Genomic DNA, 25,543 nt, shown 5'->3' with positions numbered 1-25,543 from the left:
ACGGGGCCCTGGAAGCCGGCGCCGTACCCCATGCCCGCAACCACGCTGGCCGCCAGATAGAGACCGGCCGAGCTCAGCGCGAGCGCCGCGACCGTCACGCCGAGGCCCGCAATCGTCAGGACCAGGCCGACGACGGTGACCGCCCTGCCTCTGACGTGGCGCAACGCCACCGTCATCACCGTCGCGGTGCCCAGCAGGGTGAACAGCGGAAGCGCGCTCTGCCATCCGGAGGCTCCGCGGGCCAGCGTCCGGAACAGGGCCGGACTCAGCGCCGCGTAGAAACCGGACAGGCCCCAGACCACGAAGACCACGGGTGTGTACCCGACGAAGGCGGCACGGGCGTACGGGGGCACGGCGATACGTGGCCTGAGTGACATCACCGGGCCCGGCCGCCGGACCGTGTCCGGGATCAGGCGCATAACCAGCACACCTTGGACCAGGAGTACCGAGCCCAGGACCAGGTAGACCGTGCGCGTGGGGCCGGGCGCGAACTGGATGAGGAAGCCGCTCAGCAGGGCCCCGAACCCACTGCCGGTCCCCGGCGAGGCGGCGCTGGCGATCGGGCCGCGCACCTGGTCGGACTCGATCATGAGGGCCGACAGGGTGCCGAACGCGGCCCCTGACGCCAGCCCCTGCAGCGCCCTGCCGATGAAGATCGGCACGAAGGATCCGGCAAGGGCGAACAGGGCGAGGGCGATCACCTGGCCACCGATGGAGCTGAGCAGGACCGCTCGGCGCCCGAAACGCTCGGACAGCCTGTCCAGCCACAGCAACCCGCCGACGACCCCTACCGCGTAGGTCGCGAACGCGGCCGTCCCGGTCAGCGCACCGGCATGCCACGCCGACTCGTACGTTTCGTACAACGGGCTCGGCGCGTTCGCGCTCGCGAGGAAGAACACGACGAGGGAACTCGCGAGCGTGCCCGTTCCGCCAGGGGCGTCCTGTCCACTCTGGCGGGGTGCGGGGAACTCAAGCGACGTGGCCGAGCCGACGCTGCGGGATGTCACTGACCCTCCTCCAGGCAGACCGGTCTGTCCGGACGACGTTAGCAGCAGACAGACTGGTCTGTCCAGGGGCTCCGAGCGGTCCCGCGGGGCGACCGGGAGCCGTTTCGCTTTTGCAGCCAGGCCGCGGCCTGGTGGCCGAGACTGGGGCCGCTGGTGGTCAAGGCTGGCGCCCAGAACGCGTTCCGCCTCGTACGGCTGCCCCTTCCACTCGTTCGGCTTCCACGGTTTGAACCAATGCGTCACCAGGCCCGTTTCCATCTGTCGAGCGCTTGGACGGCACAACGGGCCGTCCCGGCACAGCGATTCGAAGAGAGAGGGGTGGACACCCGTGAACGCTGAAACGGCGGACGAGAGCGGCGCCGCACCACAGGCAGTGCCTCCCGCCCAGTCCGCCGGCTGCGCAAGAGCCACCGGCCTGGTCTCGCGCGTCCCCACCGGCTTCTGGCTCCCCGCCCTCCGGCTTCCCCGACCGGTCACGACCTCATGAGGAGAACAGTCGTGTCCCGCTACGAGGTGCTCATTCCCGGCGAGGGACCTGCCACGATCGACGGGGAACCCCTGGTCCCCGCACCTGGCCAGTCCGTGCACGAGGCGGTGCTGGACCAACTCCGGCGCCGCGCCGACGAACAGGGCGGCCCGGTCCAGGCGGCCATGGATGACGGCCTCGCCTCCGGCCACTTCGTGCTGGAGGTCTCCCCGGACGGCTCCAGCCGGCTCCTCACCTCCACCGGGGCGCCGGTCGCCGATTCCTTGCCCGGGCCGGAGTCGAAGCCCGCCCTCATGCCAGAACCTGATGTCACCACCGGCTCCGGTGCCACGGCCGTCGCTGACGCGCTTGCCGCGCCCCTCCCCTCCGCACTCGCCGGACGGATCGGCCGCGTCAACGCTCTCGCGGCCGACGGCCGACTGGACGACGCGTACGCTCTCGCGACCGCACCGCGCGAGAACCTGGCCGACGCGGCGGGGCCCGGCGACCCGCGCACAGTGGAGGCACTGGCCCTGGAGGCGTACCTCGCGCACCTGCGCGGTGACCCCCACGAAGCCACCGTGCTGGCCCTGGGGGTGGCGGGGGCCCGGCGTCGTGCCGGGGACCCGCGGGCGGCCGAGGACATGGTGCGGGCGGCGGCCGCCTGGCAACGGCTCGACGACGACCACGCCGTTGTGGTGCACGGGCGTGAACTGTTGCGGCTGTGGGGCCGTTTGGACCGGCGCGGCCTGCTGCCGCCGGTCCATGCCGAACTCGTCGGAGGGGTGCGCAGGCGTGTGGACGGCCTCGCTGAGCGGTTCGAAACCCCCGCGCACACGAAGTCCACGGGATGAACGGCGGGGCTCACTCGGAGAGCTGGTCCGACATGCGGGCTGCTCACCCAGCAGGCGTACGACGGCGTTGTTCCCCACGACGCCCTGAAGATGATCTAGGCGAGCGACCGCGGAGACCTCCGGAGCGGACCGCGCGACGACCGCGTGACCTCCCGGCCGCACACGCTCCCTCCCGGCCCCATCCGTCGAACCCTCTATCGCTCCCCCTTCAGCAAGTCCCAGAATGCCGCGATCACCGTGCCACCTGACCGGCCAACCAGGTAGTGGCCCTGACCGACCAGCGAAGCCACCGACGAGGTGCGCGGCAGGGTCGCTGCCGAACGCCGCGGATCCAGCCGATGGCAAGTTCGTCCGGCCGGCAGTTCGGCCCCTTGCAAGTGGGTGGTCGTGAGGTGATGTCCGTTTCCGACTGGGGGTGGAAGCAAGGCCGGGTGGGGGTTCCGTCGGCTATTGCTTCCTGCGCCGCTCTACTCGACGGCCTCCGCAGCCAGCTCGTAGCAGCGGATCCGTGCGTCGGCGTCGTACACGGGGGTGAACAGCATCAACTCGTCCGCGCCGGTCTGCTGCACGATCTCCGCGAACCGGCGTCGCACCGTCTCCACCGCGCCGCGCGCCTGCGCCGCGGCGAACGCCTGCACAGTGCCGCCCGCCTCCCCCGGAATCTCGTGCAGAGCCGCCTCTTCCGGGGAGAGCAGCGCCGAAGGCTTGGACCTCGCGACGTCGGCCGGGCGCGCCAGTCGTGCGGCCTCCTCGTCCGTGTCGGCCACGACCGTCTCGACCGCGACCATCACGTAGGGCCGGTCCGCCCACCGCGACGGTGTGAAGCGTTCCCGGTAGCGCTCCACCGTGGCGACGCTCTGATCCGGCCGAATGTGGTGCGCCAGCGCGATCGGCAGTCCCAGCCCAGCCGCCAGCTCCGCGCTGGCCGGGCTGGACGCCAGCAGCCACGGGCAGGCCCCTCCATCGTCCGGTTGCCAGCCGGCTATCAGATGTACTCCGCCTTCGCCGGAAAGGTACTTCAGGATCGCGGCTACGTCTTCGGTGTACTCGGCATCCGTGGTCCGCTCGCCGCCCCGACGCAACGCCCGCACGATCGATGGGTCGAACGTACCTGGACCGCGGCCGATGCCCATGTCTATGCGATCCGGATGCAGCGTCGCCAGGGTGGCGAACTGCTCCGCGATCGCCAGTGGCGCGTGATTGGGCGCCAGGACGCCACCGGACCCGAGCCGGATACGCCTGGTCAGGGCCGCGAAGTGGGCCATCAGAACCGCCGGTACCACGCTCGCCGCCAGTTCGACTCCGTGATGTTCAGCGAACCAGACCCGCCGGTAGCCGAGTTCGTCCAGTCGAAGCACGGTCCGGCTGGTCACGTCGAGCGACTCGGCGGCGGTGCGGTTGGATTCCGCGATCACAAGATCCAGCGCGGACAGTGAGATTGTCATGATCAAAGTCTAGCTACGGCGCGCTGCGACGTGAGGGCATCGAGCCGGACCTCGATGTTGCCCTTTGTGCCTACGTCGCCGTTCAGCACCTCGCGCTCACCCGCAAGACCGTCACCGGCCTCACCGACCGGCTCCCGGCCGTCGTGTCGGCCCTGCCCGAATGAGATGACCTCCAAAGCAAGCGCCCTGGGCCTCCCCCCGACTGCGAAGGGGCCGAAGGCCGCGTCTGTGGTCCGATGTCAGCCGGTGGCCCCCTTTCCCGGAGCTGAGGGAGGAGGGCTCTCCACGGACGAAGGTACGCCGTGACGGATCAAGGCGAGCAGTCCCGGGAGTCTGTCAGCGAGCGCTTCACGACGCAGTATCGGTTGGCGCAGCGTGCCGTCGGCGACGCATACGGTGATGCTGGCGTTGAGCAGCTTGGTGAGGTGATAGGAGCAGGTCGAGGCCGGTAGCGACACCTGCGCGGCGATCTCGCCGGCGGTTCGTGGCCGTCCGTCGAGCAGCAACCGGACGATGGCCAGGCGGCTTTCGTCACCGAGCGCGGCGAAGACCTTGTCCAGGCTCGGCAAGGGCAGAGGGGTCGATGTCCGGGGGTCACGCGCCACACCCGCATGCCAGCGTAAGGCCATATTTCCATAGACTTGGAAATACGGAATCCAGTGCGAGGACCGGGCCATGGCCGACGACATCCGCATCCAGTACCTGCTCGACCGCATCGAGATCCAGGACAAGATCGCCCTCTACGGCCTGGGGCAGGACCTGCACCAGGCCGACAGCGGAGACGGCAATGTGCTGGCCCAGTGGGGTGAACTGTTCACATGAGCTGGGTGACGTCGTTGCGGTTGCCGCCGGTCAGTGACACTGCCAGCGGAATGCCGTGCGCTTCGGTGATCAGATGGTGCTTCGAGCCTGCTCGGGCACGGTCGACCGGGCTCGGTCCGGTTTTAGGCCGCCCTTCATGGCCCGCACGTGAGAGCCGTCGATCACCGCCCGCGACCAGTCCAGAGCGCCTGCGGCGTGCAACTCGGCCAGCAGCGACTCGTGCAGACGCTGCCAGACACCTGCCTCGTTCCAGTCACGCAGACGCCGCCAGCAGGTCATCCCCGAGCCGAAGCCCAGTGCCTGGGGCAGGAACTCCCACGGAATGCCCGTATAGAGCACGAACAGGATCCCGGACAGCACCTTCCGGTCATCCAGACGCTTGCGGCCCGGATGATCCGCACGGCGCGGCACCACCGGAAGCAACGGCTCGATCCGTGCCCACAGCTCGTCGGACACGATCCACGGCAGCTGCTCACCTCTTCTCACATGAAGGCTAACGCTCCACCAGGAGCCGCTATTCCAAGGCAAAAAGCGCATTTCTATTAGTAATTCTAAGGCGGAGGCGGCCTGGGTGGCGCTGAACGGCGTCAGAAGCTGTACATGACGGTGCTGTACGACGCGGACCATGCGCTCGAGGCCGAGCGGGCCCGGGACGCCGCGGCCGGGTACTACGACGACACGCCGGCGGACGTGCGGCGGTGGATCGCCGTGAACCCACGTGAAGGCCGACGAGGGGGCGAACGCAGGTCCGAGCCCCGTCGACGGGCGGACCAGGGGGGCATATCTCGTACGTGGCCGCCCTCCATCATGGGCGGTCCTCGTAGAGGCGGCCCCGGACACCCGGTGCCGAGAACGAGGCAGTCAAGTGCACGTAGAGGACATCCGCCGCCGCGTGCTGAGCGGGTCTTATCCGAGCACCACGGTGCGCAGCAGTTCTGTGGTGCGATCGATGACTTCCTCCGGGCTCATCGTGGCCAGGAGGCCGTCGGCCAGCACGTAGCGGCCGAGAGCGACGCCGTTAAGGACGGCGACGATCATTTCGACCTTCGCTTCCGCGTCATCGTCAGAGGACACCTGCCGGTAGGCGGTGATGCTCTGCTCGCGCATGGCCCGCTGCAACTCCTGTGCCACGGCGCGGTCACTGGTCGAGCTGCGCAGCAACGCGGTGAAGGACTCTGCCAGTTCACCCGACTCCATCTGCTGGATGAAGGTGCTCGCGACCCGTCGCGGGAGCCCCTCCAGGTCGCCGGCCACGTTTTGGACGATCTGCTGGGGGGCCGCCGCGACGATGAAGAGGTTCTCCTTGCTGGAGAAGTGGAGCGTGACCAGGCCGTTGGCGACACCTGCCCGCTTGGCGATCTCTCTGATCGTCGCTCTCTCGTAGCCCAGTTCCGCGAAGGTCGCGCGGGCCGCGTCGAGGATCGCCGCCCTCTTGGCCTCGGGGTCCCGGGTCCTTTTCCTGGTCGTTGCTGGCTGCGGCATGGACCTTACTGTACACCCGACCATTAATGGCATAACGTTAATGAACATTCGTCCATTAGGGCCGAAGACGGCCCGGGCCTGCCCATACAGAGAGAAGTTCGCCATGTCGTACCAAGAGCTGGCGGGGATCCACGTGACCCTCTCCGACGGTGTTGCGACCGTCACCATCGACAACCCGCCGCTGAACCTGGCCGACGCCACATTGCTGCCGTCGCTGCGCGCCTTCATCGCCCGAGTACGACACGACAGCGATGTCCGGGTGGTCGTGTTCGACAGCGCGGACCCCGACTTCTTCGTAGCGCACGGTGACATGGGCTTCATCATCGACCCGCAGACGGCCGTCGAGGCGGCCGGCGCGGCCATCGCGGCCGTTCCCGACGCAGCCGTGCCGCCGACGATGAACCTCATGCAGGTGGTGCACGAGGAAGTGCGCTCACTGCCGCAGGTCACTATCGGCAAGCTCGCTGGCCTCGCCCGCGGCGGCGGCAACGAGTTCCTGATGGCCCTGGACATGCGGTTCGCCGCGATAGGCAAATCCGGACAGGCCCAGCCGGAGACACTCATGGGCATCATCCCCGGCGGCGGCGGTACGCAGTACCTCACCAAGCTCACCGGGCGTGCCCGGGCCCTGGAGCTCATCCTTGGCGGCGAGCTCGTCGACGCCGAGCTCGCCACGGCCTACGGGCTGGTCAACCGAGCCCTGCCGGCCGACAAGCTCGACGACTTCGTCGACACTCTGGCCCGCCGCATCGCGCGACTGCGTCCGGAGATCGTCGCTGCGGTCAAGACTGCCGTCAACGCCGCGGCCGCCCCAGTCACGGAGGAAGGGCTGACCATCGAGAACGAGGTGCTGACCAGTCTGTTCACGCCTGACGCCGCCACGCTCGCCCAGAAGCTGCTCGCGGCTGGAGCCCAAACACGTGAGGGCGAACGTCGTCTGGAAGAGATCCTCAACGCGACCCGTGTCTGAAGCCACCGACTGAACCGCGCAGGCCGACCGTGACCGTACCCCGGGAAGATCCGCCCCTCAACAGGCGCAACCCGGGGACGGCGCACTCGTCATAGGCGCTGCGTCCGCATCACCCTGCTCCACCGGCCGGGCCGCAGACGCCTGTGGCCACTTCCCCGACGGGGTGCGGTCGTGCCTCGCCCACCGGGGCGCACGCCCTGCCCATGTACAGTGCGCCAGCGGCTGGTCCCCTCCGTCGCCAATGGCTGGAACGACGGGTACTACCCGGCCTCCGTCGCCCCGGTCCGCGCCCTCGTGGTCGACGGGCACCAGTCCATGGACACCTCTCTCGACGCGGGGCAGGTGTTCACCGAGCAACTCGCCGCCGACGGAGTCACCGTGGACGGCGATGTCACCCGCCGCACGGCGGAACGCACGGACGTGCCGGTCGCACGACACCTGTCGCCGAAGCTGTCCGACGTCGTCCACACGATGCTCAGAACCGTTGATCGGATGGGCGTGTCCCGCCGGTGATCACTGATCTGCGTGGGAGCGGATCGAGCCGCTGATGCCGGCCGATTCACCTCGGGGTGCGGCGGCGGGCCAACCATCGCCGCACCTGGAGGCCGCCGCCTGGACGCATGTAGTGACGCCGGGGCCGCAAGCGTCTGGATGACCGGAAGGTGCTGTCCGGGATCCTGTTCGTGCTCTATACGGGCATTCCGTGGGAGTTCCTGCCCCAGGCACTGGGCTTCGGCTCGGGGATGACCTGCTGGCGGCGTCTGCGTGACTGGAACGAGGCAGGTGTCTGGCAGCGTCTGCACGAGTCGCTGCTGGCCGAGTTGCACGCCGCAGGCGCTCTGGACTGGTCGCGGGCGGTGATCGACGGCTCTCACGTGCGGGCCATGAAGGGCGGCCTAAAACCGGACCGAGCCCGGTCGACCGTGCCCGAGCAGGCTCGAAGCACCATCTGATCACCGAAGCGCACGGCATTCCGCTGGCAGTGTCACTGACCGGCGGCAACCGCAACGACGTCACCCAGCTCATGCCGCTGATCGAGGCCGTCCCGCCAGTGCGGGGCCGGCGCGGACGGCCCCGCCGACGGCCGGACACCATCTACGCCGACCGCGGCTATGACCACGACAAGTACCGCAAGCAGGTCCGCGCGGTCGGGATCACCCCGGTCATCGCGCGGCGCGGCACCGAACACGGATCAGGACTCGGCGTACACCGTTGGGTGGTCGAGCAGAGTTTCGCGCTGCTGCACTGGTTCCGCCGGTTACGCATCCGCTGGGAGATCCGCGACGACATCCACGAAGCCTTCCTCAGCCTGGCCTGCAGCATCATCTGCTGGCGCCGACTCAAGAACCTCGCACTTTGTTAGGAGTTCTTAGACGGTGTCCTATGTGGTGAGGCGGATCAGTCGCTTGTAGCAGCAGATGGCTGCGGCCAAGCCGAGAAAGGCCAGGTAGTTACGGGGATCGCGCTCGTAGCGGGGGCTGAGCCTGCGGTAGCCGGACAGCCAGGACATCGTCCGCTCGATCACCCACCTTCGGCGGCCCAAGCGTTCGCTGGACTCGATGCCTTTGCGGGCGATGCGCACGCCGATGCGTTTGCCGCGTAGCCATTTCCGCAGGTGGGGGATGTCATATGCCTTGTCGGCGTGCAGGCGTTGGGGCTTCAAGTGGGGCCTTGACCCTTGATCCTGGACACACGAGACACTGGATCCTGAGGATCTGAGAACGGACATCTCGTGGTCATGAAGAACTATCCGCCGCAGTTCAAGGCGGACGCGGTCGCGCTGTACCAGTCGCGGCCCGAGGCGACGATCCGGCAGGTCGCTGCCGATCTGGGAATCAATCCCGAGACCTTGCGGAACTGGGTGCGGGCAGCCGGCGCGAGCCGGCCGCGGGGACGCCGGGCGGAGGTGCCGACCGAGTCGCCGACACCGCTGGAGGCGGAGAACGCGGCTCTGCGCAAGAAGGTCCGTGAGCTGGAGGAGGAACGCGAGATCCTGCGCAAGGCGGCGAAGTATTTCGCCGGGGAGACGCGCTGGTGAACCGCTTCCAGTTCGTTGCCGACCACCACCGCCGATACGGCGTGAATCGGCTGTGCACCATCCTTGGCATCGCCCGCTCCAGCTTCTACTACTGGCGTCGGACGGCCGCGGACCGGGCCGCCCGGCAGGCGGCCGACGCTCGCCTCGCCGCCCGGATACGGGCCGTGCACCACGAGTCGGACGGCACCTGGGCCCGGTCACCCGGCGACTCGGTCGGCCGCTGTCGGCACACGACGTCACATGCGGAAGCCGCCGCTCACCTCGATGCGCTGCCCCGTCATCCAGTTGGTGCCCTCGCGGACCAGGGCCGCCACGACCGGGCCGATGTCGTCCGCGTGGGCGACCCGGCCCTGGGCGGCGAGCCCGCTGAAGATCTGCTGAAGGTTCTCGTCGCGGAGGTAACCCCCGTCGAAGTCGGTGTTCACGGGGCCGGGCGCGATGGTGTTGACGCTGATGCCCCGCCCGCCGAGCTCCACCGCCCAGTAACGGGTCAGTACCTCCACCGCTCCCTTGACCGCCGCATAAGCGGCGTAGGGAGGGGTGACGAACCGAGCGAGGCCGGTCGAGGAGTTGATGATCCGGCCGCCGTCGGCGAGCAGGGGCGCGGTGCCCTCGGGGGCCATGGCGAGGGCCTGGGTTAGGAGGAAGACGCCCTTGAAGTGGACGGCGAAGAGCTGGTCCAGGCTCTCCTCGTCGGTGGCCCCCATCGGGGTGTGCAGGGCGAACCCGGCGTTGTTGACCAGGATGTCGAAGGACTCGCGGTCCCAGCGGGCACGCAGGGCCTGCCGCACGGCGTCGGCGAAGCCGGGGAACGCAGCGGGCCGCGTGGTATCGAGCTGGATCGCCTCGGCGACGCCGCCCTGCGCGGCCACGGCGTCGACGACCTCCTTCGCCTCCCCTTCGTGGGAGTTGTAGGTGAAGATGATGTCCCTGCCGTCGGCGGCGAGTGCCTCGACGATGGAGCGGCCGATGCCGCGGTTGGCGCCGGTGACTAGGGCGATCGTGGTGGTGGACATGGTTCCTTCTTGTTCCCTCTGCCGGTGGTCCCTCGCTGACACCTCCACCATGGGACCGCGGGTCGACGGCAACCAGTGGGTCTTTACCCAGGGGGTGGGAACCCCTGGTTGAGGCGGTCCCTGGCGCGGATACTGGAAGGATGAATCTGGCCGAGCTGGGTAAGTTCGTCAGGTCCCGACGCGATCGTGTCCAGCCCTCGGACGTCGGCCTGGCCGCCGGGCCCCGGCGCAGGGTTCCGGGGCTACGTCGCGACGAGGTCGCCATGCTGGCCGGGGCCTCGACCGACTACTACATCGAGATCGAGCGCGGCGGGGCCCAACCGTCGGAGCAGATGCTGAGCGCGCTGGCCCGCGCGCTGCGGCTGACGAACGACGAGCGTGACCACCTCTACCGCCTCGCGGGCCGACCGCTGCCACCCTTCGGAGGCTCGTCGGCACATCTCCATCCAGCCATGTTCGACCTGCTGGACCGCCTCTCCGCCATGCCGGCCTTCGTCTGCACGGACCTGCACGTCATGCTGATGCAGAACCGCCTCGCCGATGCCCTTTTCGGCCCGATCGTCCCCGCCGCGGGGCCGGGGGCCAGCTTTATCCACCAGTGGTTCACCGATGATCCGAGGGTTCGGGCCCTGTACCCGGAGGACGATCACGAGCACCACTCCCGGACCCTCGTTGCGGACCTGCGTGCGGCCGTCGGCCGACGCAGTCGCAGCGATCAGGAGGCTTCACAACTGATCAGCGAGCTGGAACAGAGCAGCAAGGAGTTCGCCCGCCTCTGGGCGGAGCGCGAAGTGGCAGTCAGGCACACCGACCGCAAGCGCATCTGTCACCCCTCCCTGGGGATCCTGGACGTCAACTGCCTCAATCTGCTGAGCGAGGACGGCCGTCAACGCCTGCTGTGGTTCACCCCGGTGTCCGGCACGGACACGGCGGAGAAGCTGGAGCTGCTGGCTGTGCTGGGCACACAGGATCTGCGAGTAGGTCGTCGAGAAGACGTGACGGCCTTCCGAGGCGTCGAACGGTCAAACTCTGGACGCGACATCGGTATCGGCAGCCCGGCCAGGCCCCTCAGCGGTGCGTCGCCCGCCGGAGATCATCTTGGTGCGGTGGTCGATCGGCCCGCGTAGTGTGAAGTTCCTCCCTTTACGCGCTCATTTGTCAGACACCCCCTGGTGTCCGGCCGCCGCGGACGGCAGTTCGGGCAGGTCCGCCACCAGCAGGGTCTGGAGGTCCGCCATGCCTGGGGAGTCCATCGCGGCCAGTCGCCGGGCCTGCCGGGTGGCCATCCGCTCGACGGTCTACCGGGCGAGCCGCGCGTTGCCGAAGGACTGGTCGCGGGGCTGGGCCTGGAAGAACGCGAGCAGCGCTTGCGATACGTCGGCGGCGCACGTGTAGCCCGAGGCGTCGGCGTGCTGCCGGACGATGGTGACCAGTTCCTCAAAGCTGTAGTCGGGGAACGTCACGTGCCGTGAGAACCGGGAGGCCAGGCCCGGGTTGGAGGCGAGGAAGCCGTCGTCCAACTCCTCAGCACTCAGGCGGGAATGTCCCGCACGGCCTTCACCCGGCGATTCACTGTCCTTGTCGGCAAACCCCCGATGGCCTACGTGAGAGATCTGCGGCTGAGCACCGCCGCCCGTGTGCTGCGCGAGACCGACGCACCACTGGCCGCGATCGCCCGTCAGTCCGGTTACGCCAACGAGTTCTCCTTCGCCACCGCCTTCCGCCGCAACTACGGCATCTCTCCGGGCCGCTACCGCACCGGCCGGCCCCCACGACGGGCCAGACGTTCCCGTCCTCCAGCACGCGGCAACGCGGCAACGCGGACCTTTCACCGACGAGAAATTGTCCGGGCGATCAATTTCGTAGCCGGACGGCCACCGGACGGCGGCGCGTGTCGACGAAGCCGACACGCTCCCCGCAGTTCATCCAGGAGCTTGAAGCCACCTGACCGACGGGTCCGCAGCTGACCACTCCCCGGCCTTCGGCCCAGACGATGAGTTTGCGGCGCGTCCCCGTTACGACGCGTGCGGAAAGTGCCTTCCTGCTGTGGTGACAGAGGCCGGACGGGTCTCGTCATTCCGGCCGAGAAGACACTTTCATGTTTTCGCTCAAGATTCGAACACGGCCGCAACTGCGACGTGCGAAGTCTTCGGAGCTCGTCGCGCGGACGGATCGTGTGCTGTCGATCGCGTCATGGCACCGGGTCCGGACAGCCGACATACCGGAGAGAGTTCTCGACGCTGGTGATTCCCGGTTGCAATCCGGGACCGGTCCACCAGGTCTTGCCGAACACGGCACGGACCGGATCTACCCCTCCAACTCGGCGGCTCTGCACCGCCATGCTCTCATTGCGTTCTGCGCAACCGTTCCGTGAATGCTTTGCTGACAACGCAAGTGTGCCTACCGCCACACCACGGCCGGGGCGAGACCGTCCCAGTGGCCGGCGGACGAGGACGCTCACGCAGGGAGAGCAACCATGGCGGCAGACCAGCAAGCGCGAGCCGGGTGGCCGGGGCCGGGGACGGGGCTCCCGCCGAGCAGCACGCGGTCGTGGTCCGAGCCTCCAGCGGCACGGGGCCCCGTTCGTGGAGATGCTGCGCACGCAGGGGATCAAGACGCTGGCCGTGGACCTGCCGTCGGCCCCGTGGGGCGACGAGGTGGCAGGCTTGACTTCTCCCCCAGCTGAAGCAGGGGGATTCTTCCCTTGCGGGTTGAGCTTTCTGCTTCTCGGACAGCGGCTGCCCCGAACTAACGGCAAGGGACGTGGGTACGCCCGGCAGTCTTACGCCAGCTCCGCAGACCTGACATCCCGCCGGCTAGGCGGTAGGCCCGGCCGGCTTGGCTATCACCGGCCGGACGGCCTGCAAACTACCAGTCTCCTGCGGGTCGTTGGCGGTGGACGCCGATCCGCCCTGGCGGCGAACCGGCTTTCCCTGCCCTGCTCCGCAGGAGTCCGTTTCCTCCCCCGCCTGAAGGCGGGGGTATCCACGGAGTAATCCCGATGACGGGCTCGGTGGACGTCACGGACGTTCCGCGGTGGAGTCGGCCCTGAAGGGTGCCGAGGAGGTGTTCAGGGCGGTCGAGATGCCTGTAAGGCTCCCTTGACCGGGAAGCGGGCTCTTCCGGCCCGTCCACAGTTCTGCCGCCGTCACCCCGGGGCGTCGCCGGACAGATCCTCAGGAGGCCTGGGCCCCTCCCGGAGATCGTCCGTCTTCGAGCGTGCTCCCGGGGTTCGTGCGGTGACGCCCCTGGTGCCGACTGCCTCCGCGCCCCATCCGGCCAGGAGGCGGAGGGCAGTTTCGGACGGGCTGCCGGGTTCGGTGCCGTAGACGAAGAGGGTCTGGTCGGGGTCGTCGGCGGGGGTGAGGGCCTGGTAAGTGATAGTGAGGTCGCCGACGAGGGGGTGGTGGTAGTCCTTGGTGCCGGTGGTGCGCCGGTGGACCTTGTTGTCCGACCAGAAGCGCCGGAACTCCTGGCTGTGTATGGAGAGTTCGCCGACGAGGGCGCTGAGGGCGGGGTCGTCGGGGTGGCGGCCGGCGTCGAGGCGGAGCATGGCGGCGGTGTCCGCGGCGACGCGGGTCCAGTCCCGGTACAGCTCGCGCGCGTGCGGGTCGAGGAAAACGAAGCGGGCCTGGTTCCGCTCGGCCGCGGGGAGCGCCCGGAAGTCGGTGATGAGCCGTCCGGCGAGCTGGTTGTGGGCCAGCACGTCGAGGCGCCGCCCGAGGACGAAGGCGGGGCGGCAGGTCTGCTGGAGGGTGTCCAGGAGGTCCCAGGTGGCGGGGTGGACGCGCTGGGGGCGGGGACGGCTGCGGCGGCGGGCGGGCCGGGGCCGGGCGAGTGTGTGTAGGTGGCTGCGCTCGGCGTCGTCCAGGTGCAGGGCGGTGGCGAGGGCGTCGAGGACTTCGGCGGAGGCGCTGGGGCTGCGGCCTTGTTCGAGGCGGGTGTAGTAGTCCACGCTCACTCCGGCCAGCCGGGCGAGTTCCTCGCGGCGCAGGCCGGACACCCGGCGCCGGCCGAGGCCGGGGTCGTCGAGTCCGGCCTCCTGCGGGGTAAGGCGCGAGCGCGCGGAGCGGAGGAATTCCGCCATCGACGCGCTGGTGGGGTGCTCACGGTCCATGTCTCCAGCATCGCGCATGCGCCGGGGGTGCGGCGGCGGGAGGGTGGCCCACTTCGTCCCCCGATGGGGTGGGCCATTTTCAAGCCTCCTGTGCCTGTTCGCAGCTGGTTCAGTGGATGTCGGGCCTCACCGCCGGACGTGGTGGCCGGGGCACCTTTCGACCAACGTATGGAGGCTTCTCATGGCTACTTGGTTCATTACCGGTGCGGCGCGGGGGCTCGGTCTGGAGATCGCTCTGGCCGCTCTGCGGGGCGGCGACACGATCGTGGCCGCCGCGCGGGATCCGCGGAAACTGCCGGAGGAGCTGCGGGCCTCCGACCGGGTTCTCGGTGTCGCCCTCGACGTCACCCGGAGCGAGGAGATCACGGCTGCCGTCGAAGCGGCCGTGGAGCGTTTCGGCACGATCGACATTCTCGTCAACAACGCGGGCCGTGGCCTGCTCGGGGCGCTGGAGGAGATCACGGACGCCGAGGCGCGCTCGCTGTTCGACCTCAATGTCTTCGGGCTGATCAACATGACCCGCGCCGTCCTGCCCGTCATGCGGGCGGCCGGAGCGGGGAAGATCGTGCACATCGGCTCCCGCTCCGGATTCGAGGGCGAGCCCGGGGTGAGCATGTACAGCGCCTCGAAGGCCGCGGTGGCCGGCATCGCCGAGGCACTGGCGGTGGAGTTGGAGCCGTTCGGGATCCAGAGCATGGTCGTGGAGCCCGGCGTCTTCCGCACCGACTTCCTCGACACCAGTTCGCTCTCGACCCCGGCCGCGCGCATTCCCGCCTACGACGGCACCCCTGCCCACGTCACCCTGGACTGGAGCGGCACTGCCAACCACCACCAGCTCGGTGACCCCGTCAAGGGCGCCGCCCTGATCCACGAGGTCGTCGGCTGCGACAAGCTCCCCGGGCATCTGGCCCTGGGCCGTGACGCGATCGAACGCCAGCTGGTCAAGATCCAGAGCCTTCAGGACGACCTCGTGGCCTGGCAGGACAAGTCCGCCGCCACCGCCTGCGACGACGCCCTCTGATCGCCTTCAGCGGCGCCTTTTGAGAACAAGAAGTACCCCAGCCATGACATTCCTGCTGACCGAACGGCCGCGTGGCCGTGGTCACCGGCGCCTCCAGCGGAATGGGTGCGGCCACTGCTCGCCGGCTCGCCGAACTCGGAGCCGCCGTCGCCGTCGTCGCATGCCGCCAGGAGAAGCTCGAAGCGCTCGCCGACGACATCGCCTCGAGGGGCAGACAGGTCCTCTCCCTGCCCGTCGACGTCACCGACCGTGCAGCCGTCCGCACGGCGGCCGACCAGGTGGCGGACACACTCGGTCCGGCGGACCTGGTGTTCAACAACGCGGGCGTCCAGCTCATCTCCGCCATCGACGAGCTCAGGGTCGACGACTGGCAGCGGCAGATCGATCTCAACGTCAAGGGAGTGATGAACGTGATCGCCGCCTTCCTCCCGCACCTGACCGCCGCCGCCGACCGGGGAGCTGCCGCCGACCTGATCAACGCCTCCTCCATCGCGGCGACGCGCATTCTGGAGAAGTACTCGATCTACTCCGGTACCAAGGCCTACATCAGACACCTGACCCGTCTCATCCGCGTCGAACTGGGCCGGAAGAACGTACGGGTGAGCGCTATCGAACCCGGCATGGTCGACACCGAACTGCCCGACCACGTCACCGACCCCGCCGCCGGCGCCACGATGGCCGGCCTGCTCCACGACATTGAGTGCCTGCGCGACACGGACGGGCCTTGACCGGTCAAGGCCCCAACCTCAGCGGGACAAAACGCTCTTTGATGAGCAGGACCGGCGACGTCATCGAGAACCGGGAAGAGTTCCTACGGCTCCTGCTCGTCCTGGTGTTGACTTCTCCCCCAGCTGAAGCAGGGGGATTCTTCCCTCGCGGGTTGAGCTTTCTGCTTCTCAGACAGCAGCTGCCCCGAACTAACGGCAAGGGACGTGGGTACGCCCAGCAGTCTTACGCCGGCTCCACAGACCTGACATCCCGCCGGCCCGGCGGTAGGCCCGGCCGGCTTGGCTATCACCGGCCGGACGGCCTACAAACTACCAGTCTCCTGCGGGCCGTTGGCGGCGGACGCCGATCCGCCCTGGCGGCGAACCGGCTTTCCCTGCCCTGCTCCGCAGGAGTCCGTTTCCTCCCCCGCCCGAAGGCGGGGGTATCCACGGAGGAATCCCGATGAGGCCGCCGAGGCGCCGGAGGCGCTGCAGACCGTGCAGGTGGTGTGTGACGAGGGCCGCGACCATATGCGGCACTTGATCCGTTCCGCGTTCGCGGGGGAGGGCGAGGCCGCCGCCGGCAAGGTGGCGGACGCCCTCGCGCACTTCGGCATGGCCGGGTTCGACGGCCCGTTCGTCTCGTGCCGGTCGGCAGACGGCTAGCCGATCGGGCAGGAGGAACTCGCCGACGCCGTGGCGACGCTCGGCGAGGCGCTGCTCGCCGGGCGCTGAACCGGGCTCCGGGCATCTGGTCAGGCAACGGAGCGCGTCCCGTGCGCCGCGAGGAGGGTGAGCGCTACGTCGACGATCATGTCCTCCTGGCCGCCCACGAGCCGGCGTCGGCCGCACTCCATGAGGATCTCGCGCACATCGATGCCGTAGCGCGTGGCGGCGGCCTCCGCGTGCCGCAGGAACGACGAGTAGACGCCCGCGTACCCGAGGGTGAGGGTCTCCCGGTCGACGCGCACCGGACGGTCCTGCAGCGGCCGGACGATGTCGTCGGCGGCGTCCTGGAGCTGGAACAGGTCGCAGCCGTGCTCGAAGCCCGAGATGTTCGCGACTGCGATGAACGCCTCCAGCGGGCAGTTGCCCGCCCCCGCGCCGTGCCCGGCGAGCGAGGCGTCGACCCGGCGCACGCCGTTCTCCACGGCGATGACGGAGTTGGCGACCGACAGTGAGAGGTTCTCGTGGGCGTGGATGCCGATCTCGGTATCCGCGTCCAGGTGGTCGCGGTAGGCCCGTACGCGCGCGGCCACGTCGTTCATGGTGAGCCGTCCGCCGGAGTCGGTGACGTAGACGCAGTGCGCGCCGTAGGACTCCATCAGCTTGGCCTGCTGGGCCAGTTCCTCGGGCGGAGCCATATGGGAGAGCATCAGGAAGCCGGACACGTCCATGCCGAGTTCGCGTGCGGCGGCGATGTGCTGGGCGGCGATGTCGGCCTCGGTGCAGTGCGTGGCGACGCGGACCGAGCGCACGCCCAGGTCGTAGGCGCGCTTCAGCTCGTGGATGGTGCCGACGCCGGGCAGCAGCAGCGTGGTGAGGCGGGCGCGCTTCAGCACGGAGGCCGCCCCCTCGATCCACTCCCAGTCCGTGTGCGAACCGGGGCCGTAGTTGACCGACCCGCCGGCGAGGCCGTCGCCGTGCGCGACCTCGATCGCATCGACGCCTGCCCGGTCGAGCGCGGAGACGATGCGCTTGACGTCCTTGGGGGTGATCCGGTGGCGTACGGCGTGCATGCCGTCGCGTAGGGTCACGTCCTGGACGAAGATTGGGGTGCCCATCAGCGGCCTGCCTTCCGTGCGGCGATGCGCTCCGCGACCTGGATGCCGGCAGAGGTCATGATGTCGAGGTTGCCGGCGTAGGCCGGGAGGTAGTGCGCGGCGCCTTCGACCTCGAGGAAGACGGACACCTGGTGAGTGGGCCGGACGCCGTCGCCCTGCAGCAGAGTCTCCACGGGCTGCCCGGCGGGGACGGGAGCGATCTGCACCCGCTGCTTGAGGCGGTACCCGGGGACGTAAGCGGCGACCTCGGCGATCATCTTCTCGACCGACCGGCGGATCTCGTCGTGCGCCGCCGGGTCTGGTGCGGTGACGAGGCAGAAGACCGTGTCCCGCATCATCAGCGGGGGCTCGGCCGGATTGAGGACGATGATCGCCTTGCCGCGGCGGGCACCGCCGACTCGCTCGATGGCGGCCGAGGTGGTCTCGGTGAACTCGTCGATGTTGGCGCGGGTGCCGGGGCCGGCCGACTTTGACGCGATCGACGCGACGATCTCGGCGTACTCGACGGGTACGACGCGGCCAACCGCGGCGACGATCGGGATCGTCGCCTGGCCGCCGCAGGTGACCATGTTGACGTCGGGCGCGTCCAGGTGCTGGTCGAGGTTGACGGCGGGGACGACGTACGGTCCGGTCGCGGCCGGGGTCAGGTCGATCAGCCGCTTCCCGAGCGGGAGCAGAGCGGCGGCATTGGCCTCGTGGGCCTTGGCGGACGTCGCGTCGAAGACGAGTTCGATGTCGTCGAAGCCCGGCAGGGCGATCAGCCCGTCGACGCCCTCGTGGGTGGTGGGCACACCGAGGCGGGCGGCGCGGGCCAGGCCGTCCGAGGCGGGGTCGATACCGACCATGGCGCCCATCTCAAGGTGCCGCGACCCGCGCAGCACCTTGATCATCAGATCGGTGCCGATGTTGCCCGACCCGATGATCGCGACCTTCGTCCTGCTCATGCTGTTCCCTCGCTGAAGCGGGCCGTCACGGCGCCGAGGTCGGACAGCGTGGCGGTGACGGCGTCACCGGCGGCGATCGGACGCATCGGGCCGAGGGCGCCGGAGAGCACGACCTGGCCGGCGCGCAACGGCTCGCCGAACTCGCGGGCGGTGCGGGCGAGCCAGACGACCGCCTCGACCGGGTCGCCGAGACAGGCCGCTCCGGACCCGGCGGAGACCTCCTCACCGTTGATGCTCATCGACATCTCGACGGCCACGGGGTCGAACGCGTCGAGCCCGAGTCGCTTCGTCCCCAGCACGTACGCCCCCGCGGAGGCGTTGTCGGCGACGGTATCGCCGAAGCTGATGTCCCACCCCGCGATCCGGCTGCCGCAGATCTCGAGCGCGGCCACCGCGTACGCGATCGCGCCGCGGACCTGCTCGCGCGAGAGCGGGCCCTCGGCGAGGTCGGCACTGAGCACGAAGGCGATCTCCGCCTCGGCACGGGGCTGCAGGACCTGCGAGAAGGGGATCGTGCCGCCGTCGGCGCAGGCCATGTCGTCAAAAAGGACACCGAAGTCGGGCTGGTCAACGCCGAGCTGCCGCTGCACGGCCTCGGAGGTGAGACCGATCTTGCGGCCGACGACCGACGCGCCCGCAGCGAGCCGGCGCTCGGTGAGCGTGCCCTGCACTGCGTAGGCGGCGGCCAGGTCGTCCCGCCCGATCAGGTCGCGCACGGGTGCGCACGGCACGCCGGAGGCGAAGGCCTCGGCGATGCGCTCGGCCGCGGTCGCGATGTCGGAGGAGCTCGCGGTGGCGAGTCGATTGCTTTCGTTCACGCCTTCACAGTGCGGCCGGCCAGGACTCCGAACCAGCACTTCGTATCGCTGAGCGATACGCTGGCGGACATGGCTAACACGGCCGACCTGAACACGGTGCTGGGCAAGGCGGTGACGATCCTGCGCGCCTTCAAACCCGACGACCACGCGGTGAGCCTCGCTGACCTGGTGCAGCGCACCGGCCTGCACAAGGCGACGGTGTACCGGCTGTCCGGCGAACTCGTCGCCAACCGGCTGCTCGAGCGGGCCGCCGGCGGCTACCGCCTCAGCGGCGGCCTGTTCGAGCTCGGCATGCTCGCCTCACTAGAGCGCAGTCTGCTCGAGGTGGCGATGCCCTTCCTCCAGGAACTCTACGAGCGCACCCACGAGACCGTGCACCTCGGACTGCGCGAGGGCCATGACGTCGTCTACGTCGCGAAGATCGGCGGACACCGCCAGGCGAGGGTGCCCTCCCGCACCGGCGGGCGGATGCCGCTGCACTGCACCGCCATCGGCAAGGCACTGCTCGCACGCGCGGACGCGGAGCTGCGGCACGAGGTGCTGACCGGGCCGCTGGAGCGCCGCACGCCGCACACCGTTGTGGCGCCGGGCATCCTGCGCCGACAGCTGCAGCGGGTGACGGAGACGGGCGTCGCGTTCGAGCGCGAGGAGTCGGCGGTTGGCTTGGTGTGCGTGGCCGCGCCCGTCCTCGGCCACGAGGACAAGCCTGTGGCCGCGATCAGTGTGGCCGGACCCACCAGCAGGTTCCACCCCGAAGCACAGGCGACGGCGGTTCGTGCTGCTGCGGCGGCGCTGGGGAGCACGCTGGTTCGGCGGGAATTTCTGAGGTGATTTGGCGGTGGTGCGGGGGACGGCGCCACATCCAGGGGCGAGGGCCACGGGGTATCGGGACGGGGTGGTACCACGAAAGTGATTGCTTAGTACTCCAGTCGCGTTTCTCCATTTGTGCTGGTCAGCGCGTCGGTTTCGAGTCTATTTGACTGACGCCCCATCATGGGGGCGGTGGTTCGTGACTCACCCGATCGAAGTGCGTGCGGCGCCGGTAGTGGCAGTGCCGAGCGACGGCTTGGTGTCGTCGGCGCCAGTGCGACCAGTGGAGCCGGCGCTGGGGTGGTTGCGGTCTGCCTGTCGGGACATGGGCAAGATCCAGGAGCCGTCGCACTTCTGCCACGGTGAGGGGAACGAGGCTGCCTGGACCGTTTCTGCGACCCCCCTTTCGAAGGCGCGGGCGGCCATCGCCGCCAGGAAGCAGTGCGCAAGCATGGCCAGCGTGATGTGCCGATACCAGCCGACGTAGCGGCGGACCTCGTACTCATCCAGGCCGCACTCGTTCTTCGCGGCCTGGTCGGGTAGGACCGCCGCATTGCTGCGGCGGTCCCCCCTCAGAACCGTGCGGGCCCGTTGTCCGAGCACACGGCTCAAGCAAGCCCGGGGGCTCGCAGGCATGCGAAGGTGCTGGTTTCTATCTGCGACGTCGCCCGGCCCAATAGTCGGTAAGGGCGGGTTCGTCGACGGACGCGCTGCCCTTGACCATCTGGTGCCGGACGATCTTCGTCCAGGAGAACTTGGCGAGGTAGTGGCCGCTGTCGCGGTCACCGAAGACCCACCTGTCTCGCCTGGCTCTGTTGAACATGCCGAAGTAACGGGCGCTGACCCAGCGCTTCGGCTTGTTCGGATGCGTGTGGGTCGCCCACTTGTAGACGAGCTTCCACACGTAGGCGTCCAGCGCATGGAAGGTGCGGCTGGACACCACGCTCCGGTAATAGGCCGCCCATCCCCGAATGATCGGGTTGAGCTTGTGGATCAGCGCCTCGGCGTTGGCCCCGCGCAGGGCCTTGACCTCGGCCGCCAGCCGTTTCCGGATGCGTCGCACGGCTGCCGTGCTCGGCTTGATCAGCAGCACCGCCCCGCCGCGGTAGCGGCGGACGCTGAAGCCCAGGAAGTCGCAGCCTTCATTGAGATGGACGATGTTCGTCTTGTCCTCGTTGAAGGCCAGACCTCTTGGCTTCAGCCAGGTGGCCAGCCGCTCCTTTATCTGCTCCGCTTCGGCTCTGGAGTGAGCGAAGGCAAGCAGGTCGTCGGCGTATCTGATCAGCACCGGCGAGCCCGGCATTGTTTCACCGGCATGGCTCCCGCCGATGTAGTAGCGGACTCCGGCAGCCTTTTCCATTCCGTGGAGAGCCATGTTGAGCAGGAGGGGGCTGATCACGCCTCCAACGCAATAGATAACCCGGGCGCATGTCGTCCTCGGCGTCGGAGTCTGGTGACTGACCGTGGTTGGCGGGGGTGTGCTCGCGGATCGGGATGCGGTGCCGGATGGTGATCTTCTCCGGGCCGATGAGGACGTCGTGGACGAGGAGTCGGAGCACGCGTTGGCGTTCGGGGACGTCGGCGGTCCTCGCGCCGGCGCGGAGTTGAGCGAGGAAGCCCTCGAGGTCGTGGGCGAGTTTGAGGTAGGTGTCGCGGTCGGCGAGCTGGGCCTCAAGCGCGTCGAGTTGGCTGCGCAGGCCGACTTCGCGGGTTCGCAGGTCAGGCATGCGGGCGCGTAGTTCGTCGATGGTGATCAGCTGTTCTTGGTATGCCTCGATCATGCGGGTGATGCCACGGGCAGCTGTGGCCAGGGCGGTTTCCAGGCGGGCGCGTTCGCGTCGGGCCGGGTCCGCGGTGCAGGCCTGTTCCAGTCGACGGTCGATCTCGGTGCGGATCAGGGCTGGGTCAGCGAGGAGGCTGGTGACGTGGTCCCAGACGAGGGTGTCGAGGTAGTCGGCGCGGACCGGCTTGTTGGTGCAGACGCGGCCGCCCTCGTAGCGGTAGTCGTCCGAGCCCAGGCACCGGTAGTAGTAGATCTTCTTGTTGGTGGTGCGGGTCGAGGTGCGGTAGTAGCCGTATCCGCAGCTCACGCAGGCAGCTATGCCCTGCAGGAGAGAGGGGACCTTGGTGTTGCGGGAGGCGAAGCGTTTGTTGTCCTGCAGCCGCTTCGCGGTGCGTTCGAAGGTCGTGGAGGTGATGATCGCGGGGACCGGGATGCCGATCCATTCCTCGCGGGGCCGGTCCACCGTCTTGACCGGGCGCGGGGTGGCTCGGCCCTCCAGACGGGCCCGACGGTTCAGCCCGGCCGGCTCGTGCTGGCATCCTCACTGGTCAGTCCCTTGGCGATCTCTCGCCAGAACAGTCTCTCGACCTCCCGCCGGGTCGAGGGCCGTCCCGGCGACTTCATGGGCAACCGCCCCGTCAACTCCGTCATCCAATCCGCTGGTCGCCCCACAACACACCTCTCTGATCTGGGGTGTTGCAACGACTGGTTGAACCTGGGCAGTACACCTCCCGCCAATTCGCAGACATCTGCGCCGATTTGGGAGTGCGGCAGTCCATGGGCGCGGTCGGCACGAGCGCGGACAACGCCCTCGCCGAGAGCTTCAACGCGGCCCTCAAACGCGAGACGCTCCAAGGCGCCCGCCGCTTCGACGGGGCCCGCGCCTGCCGCCTGGCCGTCTTCCGCTGGACCACCCGCTACAACACCCGCCCGCAGGCACTCGGCGAACGGACAGCAGGCACCCATCGCCTACGAGCAACAGTCAGCTACCCTGACACTCGCCGCATAACAACACGAACAGGTGTCCACCCCACAGGGACAAGGCCCAGGTGCGGTTGATGATCCGGCGGACGGTCGCCGTGCTCGGCGCGACGCGGACGGCGAACACCTGGTGGTGCGGGCACCGAGCCGGGCGAGAGCCTCCTGCGGGGCATTCCTGGCCCACTGGCCGATCGCGGCGAATGAACGCGCTCCGCTCAGCACGGCCGAGCACGCGATCAGCAGCACGCTCACGAACGGGTGACGCTTCCCGCGCCGGTGCCGCGGATCGGCCAGCGTGGCCAGCCGCTGCGGCAGTCCCGGCAGTGCGCGGTGCTGACGCGAGGGCGACTTGATCAGGCAGACGCTGGCAGACTGACGGCACATCGAAGCTCCGGTTCGGCAGGGCGACTTGAGAGGTCACCCGCTCCAACCGGAGCTTCGTTGTGTACGAGACGGGGCGACCGGCAGTCGTCACGCCACCGTGACCTGCGACTTCGGAGCATCACTCGGACTTTGAAGCAGCCCTGGCCAAGTCAGGAGGCGTTCGACGTGTAGGTGTCATTTCACTCCTGCGTCACCGCCGTCCATGGCCGGCCGCTGTCCGTGGCTTCGCCGAGGCTGCGCGGTCGGGCTATGCGCTGTATCCACCGTCGATCCTCAGCACTGTGCCGGTAACGTAGGAGGCCTGCGGGCTTGCGAGGAAGACGACGCCTGCGGCGATCTCTTCCGGCCTGCCGTAGCGCCCCATTGCCGTTGTCGGAAGGAACGTGGCTGCGGCCGGGCCGTCGGCGGGGTTTGCTTCGGTGTCGACGAACCCGGGCTGGACGACGTTGACCGTGATGCCCCGGTGCGCCAGATCGCGGGCTGCGCCACGGCTGAAGCCCTCGAGGGCCGACTTTGTGCCCGTGTAGTACGCCATCCCAGGGAAACCTGCCCGTGTTGCCACACCCGAGCTGATACTGATGATCCGCCCGCCATCAGGCAGCAGCGGGAACGCCGCCTGGATCCCGGCCACGACGCTGGTGTAGTTGACGGCGAGCTGCCGCTCGCGGGCGGCCTCGTCGGCGATGTCGCTGTCGATGAGGCCGCCACCACCCGTGGCCGCATTGTTGACCAGAATGTCCAGCTTTCCGAACCGCTCGACCACGCCGTGGATCAGGCCTGCCGCCTGCTTCGCATCCGCCTGGTCGGCCCGGAAGGCCGCCGCGCGCACTCCTTTTGCCTCCAGGTCGGCGACCACGGCCTTGGCCCGATCCGCCGAGGACGAGTAGCTGATCGCGACGTCGGCTCCTTCGTTGGCCAGCGCCAGAGCCGATGCCGCCCCGATTCCCCGCGATCCGCCGGTCACGATCGCCACCTTGTTGTCCAGCTTTCCCATGTGCTTTCCACTTTCTACACGCAACGGAGTTCTTGACTGCTCGGTCCACAGTAAGCGTGGTGGACCGGACGGTCAATAATCCGTATCCTGAGTCGCATGGCACGTCCGCGAGCGTTCGACGAGAAGCAGGTACTGGACGCCGTCCGGGAGCAGTTCTGGGATGCCGGTTACGCCGCGACCTCGCTGGAAGACCTGATGCGGGTCAGCGGGCTTGGCAAAGGCAGCCTCTATGCGGCGTTCGGCGACAAGCGTCAGCTCTTCCTCCGGGCGCTGCACAGCTACACCGACGACAACCATGGCCATCTCCGGGAGGCCCTCACCGAGGCTCCACGGGCTGTGGACGCGCTGCGCATGCTCCTCGAGGCACCGATCGGCGACCCGGCCGACGCCGGCACGCGGCGTGGCTGCCTGCTGGCCAACAGCACCTGCGAACTCGGTAACGCCGATCCGGAAGTCCTCGCTCACGCTCACCGCGCCTACGAGACGTCCACCGCGCTGATCGGCGACTGCGTCGCCCGCGCCCAACGCGAGGGCGACCTGCCGGCCGGAACGGATCCGATCGCACTGGCACGGGCCCTGCTGGCCGCGCAGCAAGGGATCGTGTTCATGAGCCGAACCGGGCTGGACGCGGCCACACTCACTGCCACGGCGCGATCGCTCGCGGCTCAACTCCTGCCGGACCCCTCCGGCGACTGAACCGGCAGGCGCAACCGAACCGTTCGCACTGTCTGCCAGACGCTCGGGCACAGCGCTGTCCGGACCGGTTGCCGACCTGGCCGCCCTCTTGCGCCGCGACCGCCGGGGAAGAGACACCTTCGTGCCGCTCCGGAACGCTCGTGCTCGTCGCCGCCTGTGGCACACGGCAAAGCCGTCTCATCTCCACCTGGATCACCCTCTGTCCCACCCCCAGGAGTGGTCCCCGCGCGCAGACCATCGGCAGATATCCACTGAGCTGTCGGCGTCGCTTGAACCGTGGTTCTGGCTCACTTTCCGTGCCAGCACCACGGACGGTCACCGAAACCACGATCATGAACGGCCATGGGTGACACGTTCCTTCGCGACCTCTGGTTCCACCGGGTCGACGGCGTCCAGGTCGAAAC

26 protein-coding genes and 6 pseudogenes are annotated in these 25,543 nt (G+C 68.8%); 14 read left to right on the top strand and 18 right to left on the bottom strand.

The features are described from left to right. Positions 1 to 1,007, bottom strand: a 1,007-nt coding sequence (locus tag SRB17_RS45835) for an MFS transporter (protein WP_194294375.1), incomplete at its 3' end; no start/stop codon positions are given. Between the two features lie 498 nt (positions 1,008 to 1,505). Here SRB17_RS45835 and SRB17_RS45830 point away from each other — a divergent pair. Next, on the top strand, positions 1,506 to 2,327 hold the full coding sequence (locus tag SRB17_RS45830) for a hypothetical protein (RefSeq protein ID WP_194294374.1): 822 nt from the start codon (positions 1,506 to 1,508) through the stop codon (positions 2,325 to 2,327). A 467-nt stretch (positions 2,328 to 2,794) separates the two neighbouring features. Here the strand turns inward: SRB17_RS45830 and SRB17_RS44615 are convergent, their stop codons facing one another. Both SRB17_RS44615 and SRB17_RS44610 read right to left on the bottom strand, forming a co-directional pair. Continuing rightward, positions 2,795 to 3,772 carry an MsnO8 family LLM class oxidoreductase gene (locus tag SRB17_RS44615; protein WP_153547874.1) on the bottom strand — a complete coding sequence of 326 codons (978 nt, stop codon included), beginning with the start codon at positions 3,770 to 3,772 and terminating at the stop codon, positions 2,795 to 2,797. Between the two features lie 239 nt (positions 3,773 to 4,011). Further along, entirely contained in the window at positions 4,012 to 4,341 is a 330-nt protein-coding gene (locus tag SRB17_RS44610; protein WP_194294373.1) for an ArsR/SmtB family transcription factor, read from the bottom strand. 106 nt (positions 4,342 to 4,447) lie between these two features. On the opposite strand from SRB17_RS44610, the gene SRB17_RS44605 reads away from it, so the two are divergent. Further along, a complete protein-coding gene (locus SRB17_RS44605; protein ID WP_153547870.1) occupies positions 4,448 to 4,594 on the top strand; it encodes a hypothetical protein in 147 nt (48 codons plus the stop codon). On the opposite strand, the pseudogene SRB17_RS44600 reads toward SRB17_RS44605, so the two are convergent. Beyond that, positions 4,590 to 5,062: pseudogene (locus SRB17_RS44600) on the bottom strand (IS5 family transposase); the annotation flags it as partial. The gene SRB17_RS44605 and the pseudogene SRB17_RS44600 sit on opposite strands and share 5 nt — an antisense overlap. 438 nt (positions 5,063 to 5,500) lie before the next feature. Next, the gene (locus SRB17_RS44595; RefSeq protein WP_153547868.1) at positions 5,501 to 6,076 is read right to left on the bottom strand and encodes a TetR family transcriptional regulator; all 576 of its coding nucleotides are present in this window, start codon (positions 6,074 to 6,076) and stop codon (positions 5,501 to 5,503) included. Positions 6,077 to 6,179: 103 nt separating this feature from the next. Here SRB17_RS44595 and SRB17_RS44590 point away from each other — a divergent pair, with 103 nt between their 5' ends. From SRB17_RS44590 to SRB17_RS44580, 3 genes and pseudogenes are all read left to right on the top strand, one after another. Continuing rightward, positions 6,180 to 7,046: an enoyl-CoA hydratase/isomerase family protein gene (locus SRB17_RS44590; RefSeq protein ID WP_153547883.1), complete on the top strand. Its 867-nt coding sequence runs from the start codon at positions 6,180 to 6,182 to the stop codon at positions 7,044 to 7,046. A 210-nt stretch (positions 7,047 to 7,256) separates the two neighbouring features. After that, positions 7,257 to 7,559, top strand: coding sequence for a D-alanyl-D-alanine carboxypeptidase (locus SRB17_RS44585; RefSeq protein ID WP_416237153.1), 303 nt, complete (start codon positions 7,257 to 7,259; stop codon positions 7,557 to 7,559). 122 nt (positions 7,560 to 7,681) lie between these two features. Next, a pseudogene (locus SRB17_RS44580) lies at positions 7,682 to 8,409 on the top strand (IS5 family transposase); the annotation flags it as partial. An 18-nt stretch (positions 8,410 to 8,427) separates the two neighbouring features. Here SRB17_RS44580 and SRB17_RS44575 read toward each other — a convergent pair. Beyond that, positions 8,428 to 8,712 (bottom strand): annotated as a pseudogene (locus SRB17_RS44575) (transposase); the annotation flags it as partial. Positions 8,713 to 8,784: 72 nt separating this feature from the next. Between SRB17_RS44575 and SRB17_RS44570 the strand changes: the two are divergent. Next, positions 8,785 to 9,084: a transposase gene (locus SRB17_RS44570; RefSeq protein WP_153547862.1), complete on the top strand. Its 300-nt coding sequence runs from the start codon at positions 8,785 to 8,787 to the stop codon at positions 9,082 to 9,084. A gap of 236 nt (positions 9,085 to 9,320) precedes the next feature. Here SRB17_RS44570 and SRB17_RS44565 read toward each other — a convergent pair whose 3' ends face one another. Beyond that, positions 9,321 to 10,100, bottom strand: a complete 780-nt coding sequence (locus tag SRB17_RS44565) for an SDR family NAD(P)-dependent oxidoreductase (RefSeq protein WP_153547860.1) — start codon at positions 10,098 to 10,100, stop codon at positions 9,321 to 9,323. A 140-nt stretch (positions 10,101 to 10,240) separates the two neighbouring features. On the opposite strand from SRB17_RS44565, the gene SRB17_RS44560 reads away from it, so the two are divergent. Further along, the gene (locus SRB17_RS44560; RefSeq protein ID WP_153547858.1) at positions 10,241 to 11,227 is read left to right on the top strand and encodes a helix-turn-helix domain-containing protein; all 987 of its coding nucleotides are present in this window, start codon (positions 10,241 to 10,243) and stop codon (positions 11,225 to 11,227) included. Between the two features lie 24 nt (positions 11,228 to 11,251). Here SRB17_RS44560 and SRB17_RS47885 read toward each other — a convergent pair whose 3' ends face one another. Beyond that, positions 11,252 to 11,386 carry a hypothetical protein gene (locus tag SRB17_RS47885; RefSeq protein ID WP_267133520.1) on the bottom strand — a complete coding sequence of 45 codons (135 nt, stop codon included), beginning with the start codon at positions 11,384 to 11,386 and terminating at the stop codon, positions 11,252 to 11,254. A 12-nt stretch (positions 11,387 to 11,398) separates the two neighbouring features. Beyond that, positions 11,399 to 11,620: a hypothetical protein gene (locus tag SRB17_RS44555; RefSeq protein WP_153547856.1), complete on the bottom strand. Its 222-nt coding sequence runs from the start codon at positions 11,618 to 11,620 to the stop codon at positions 11,399 to 11,401. 15 nt (positions 11,621 to 11,635) lie between these two features. Here SRB17_RS44555 and SRB17_RS44550 point away from each other — a divergent pair. Then, a pseudogene (locus tag SRB17_RS44550) lies at positions 11,636 to 12,067 on the top strand (helix-turn-helix transcriptional regulator); the annotation flags it as partial. A 1,181-nt stretch (positions 12,068 to 13,248) separates the two neighbouring features. Here the strand turns inward: SRB17_RS44550 and SRB17_RS44545 are convergent. Further along, complete coding sequence (locus SRB17_RS44545) at positions 13,249 to 14,217, bottom strand: helix-turn-helix transcriptional regulator (protein WP_228396700.1); 969 nt, start codon at positions 14,215 to 14,217, stop codon at positions 13,249 to 13,251. A gap of 181 nt (positions 14,218 to 14,398) precedes the next feature. Here SRB17_RS44545 and SRB17_RS44540 point away from each other — a divergent pair, with 181 nt between their 5' ends. The 3 genes from SRB17_RS44540 (at position 14,399) to SRB17_RS47880 (ending at position 16,611) form a co-directional block, all read left to right on the top strand. Then, on the top strand, positions 14,399 to 15,238 hold the full coding sequence (locus tag SRB17_RS44540) for an SDR family oxidoreductase (protein WP_153547851.1): 840 nt from the start codon (positions 14,399 to 14,401) through the stop codon (positions 15,236 to 15,238). A 71-nt stretch (positions 15,239 to 15,309) separates the two neighbouring features. Then, on the top strand, positions 15,310 to 15,966 hold the full coding sequence (locus SRB17_RS44535) for an SDR family oxidoreductase (protein WP_323377615.1): 657 nt from the start codon (positions 15,310 to 15,312) through the stop codon (positions 15,964 to 15,966). A gap of 519 nt (positions 15,967 to 16,485) precedes the next feature. After that, on the top strand, positions 16,486 to 16,611 hold the full coding sequence (locus tag SRB17_RS47880) for a hypothetical protein (RefSeq protein WP_267133519.1): 126 nt from the start codon (positions 16,486 to 16,488) through the stop codon (positions 16,609 to 16,611). 89 nt (positions 16,612 to 16,700) lie between these two features. Here SRB17_RS47880 and dmpG read toward each other — a convergent pair whose 3' ends face one another. From dmpG to SRB17_RS44520, 3 genes are read right to left on the bottom strand one after another with little or no spacing between them, the layout of a single operon-like run. Next, positions 16,701 to 17,729: a 4-hydroxy-2-oxovalerate aldolase gene (gene dmpG / locus SRB17_RS44530; protein WP_153547850.1), complete on the bottom strand. Its 1,029-nt coding sequence runs from the start codon at positions 17,727 to 17,729 to the stop codon at positions 16,701 to 16,703. Continuing rightward, positions 17,729 to 18,673 carry an acetaldehyde dehydrogenase (acetylating) gene (locus SRB17_RS44525; protein ID WP_153547848.1) on the bottom strand — a complete coding sequence of 315 codons (945 nt, stop codon included), beginning with the start codon at positions 18,671 to 18,673 and terminating at the stop codon, positions 17,729 to 17,731. The genes dmpG and SRB17_RS44525 overlap by 1 nt, the downstream gene beginning before the upstream one ends. Next, the gene (locus SRB17_RS44520; protein ID WP_323377614.1) at positions 18,670 to 19,491 is read right to left on the bottom strand and encodes a 2-keto-4-pentenoate hydratase; all 822 of its coding nucleotides are present in this window, start codon (positions 19,489 to 19,491) and stop codon (positions 18,670 to 18,672) included. Before SRB17_RS44520 ends, SRB17_RS44525 begins: the two co-directional genes overlap by 4 nt. A gap of 69 nt (positions 19,492 to 19,560) precedes the next feature. Between SRB17_RS44520 and SRB17_RS44515 the strand changes: the two genes are divergently transcribed. Then, complete coding sequence (locus SRB17_RS44515) at positions 19,561 to 20,322, top strand: IclR family transcriptional regulator (RefSeq protein WP_153547846.1); 762 nt, start codon at positions 19,561 to 19,563, stop codon at positions 20,320 to 20,322. Positions 20,323 to 20,700: 378 nt separating this feature from the next. Here the strand turns inward: SRB17_RS44515 and SRB17_RS48800 are convergent. The 3 genes and pseudogenes from SRB17_RS48800 to SRB17_RS44500 form a co-directional block, all read right to left on the bottom strand. Further along, positions 20,701 to 20,835: pseudogene (locus SRB17_RS48800) on the bottom strand (IS701 family transposase); the annotation flags it as partial. 118 nt (positions 20,836 to 20,953) lie between these two features. After that, positions 20,954 to 21,661, bottom strand: coding sequence for a group II intron maturase-specific domain-containing protein (locus tag SRB17_RS44505; protein ID WP_323377613.1), 708 nt, complete (start codon positions 21,659 to 21,661; stop codon positions 20,954 to 20,956). Next, the gene (locus SRB17_RS44500) at positions 21,609 to 22,547 is read right to left on the bottom strand and encodes a zinc ribbon domain-containing protein (protein ID WP_323377612.1); all 939 of its coding nucleotides are present in this window, start codon (positions 22,545 to 22,547) and stop codon (positions 21,609 to 21,611) included. The genes SRB17_RS44505 and SRB17_RS44500 overlap by 53 nt, the downstream gene beginning before the upstream one ends. A gap of 257 nt (positions 22,548 to 22,804) precedes the next feature. Here SRB17_RS44500 and SRB17_RS44495 point away from each other — a divergent pair. After that, positions 22,805 to 23,093, top strand: a pseudogene (locus tag SRB17_RS44495) (integrase core domain-containing protein); the annotation flags it as partial. On the opposite strand, the gene SRB17_RS47370 reads toward SRB17_RS44495, so the two are convergent. Together SRB17_RS47370 and SRB17_RS44485 are read right to left on the bottom strand one after the other, a co-directional pair. Then, a complete protein-coding gene (locus SRB17_RS47370; RefSeq protein ID WP_228396699.1) occupies positions 23,054 to 23,449 on the bottom strand; it encodes a transposase family protein in 396 nt (131 codons plus the stop codon). The pseudogene SRB17_RS44495 and the gene SRB17_RS47370 overlap by 40 nt on opposite strands. Before the next feature lie 247 nt (positions 23,450 to 23,696). Then, the gene (locus SRB17_RS44485) at positions 23,697 to 24,443 is read right to left on the bottom strand and encodes an SDR family NAD(P)-dependent oxidoreductase (protein WP_153547840.1); all 747 of its coding nucleotides are present in this window, start codon (positions 24,441 to 24,443) and stop codon (positions 23,697 to 23,699) included. Between the two features lie 96 nt (positions 24,444 to 24,539). Here SRB17_RS44485 and SRB17_RS44480 point away from each other — a divergent pair, with 96 nt between their 5' ends. Continuing rightward, positions 24,540 to 25,139 carry a TetR/AcrR family transcriptional regulator gene (locus tag SRB17_RS44480; protein WP_153547838.1) on the top strand — a complete coding sequence of 200 codons (600 nt, stop codon included), beginning with the start codon at positions 24,540 to 24,542 and terminating at the stop codon, positions 25,137 to 25,139. Positions 25,140 to 25,543 lie beyond the last annotated feature (404 nt).

This window comes from Streptomyces sp. RB17, assembly GCF_009604455.1.
Lineage (GTDB): Bacteria > Actinomycetota > Actinomycetes > Streptomycetales > Streptomycetaceae > Streptomyces.
This window is presented reverse-complemented; position numbering and strand designations above follow the sequence as displayed.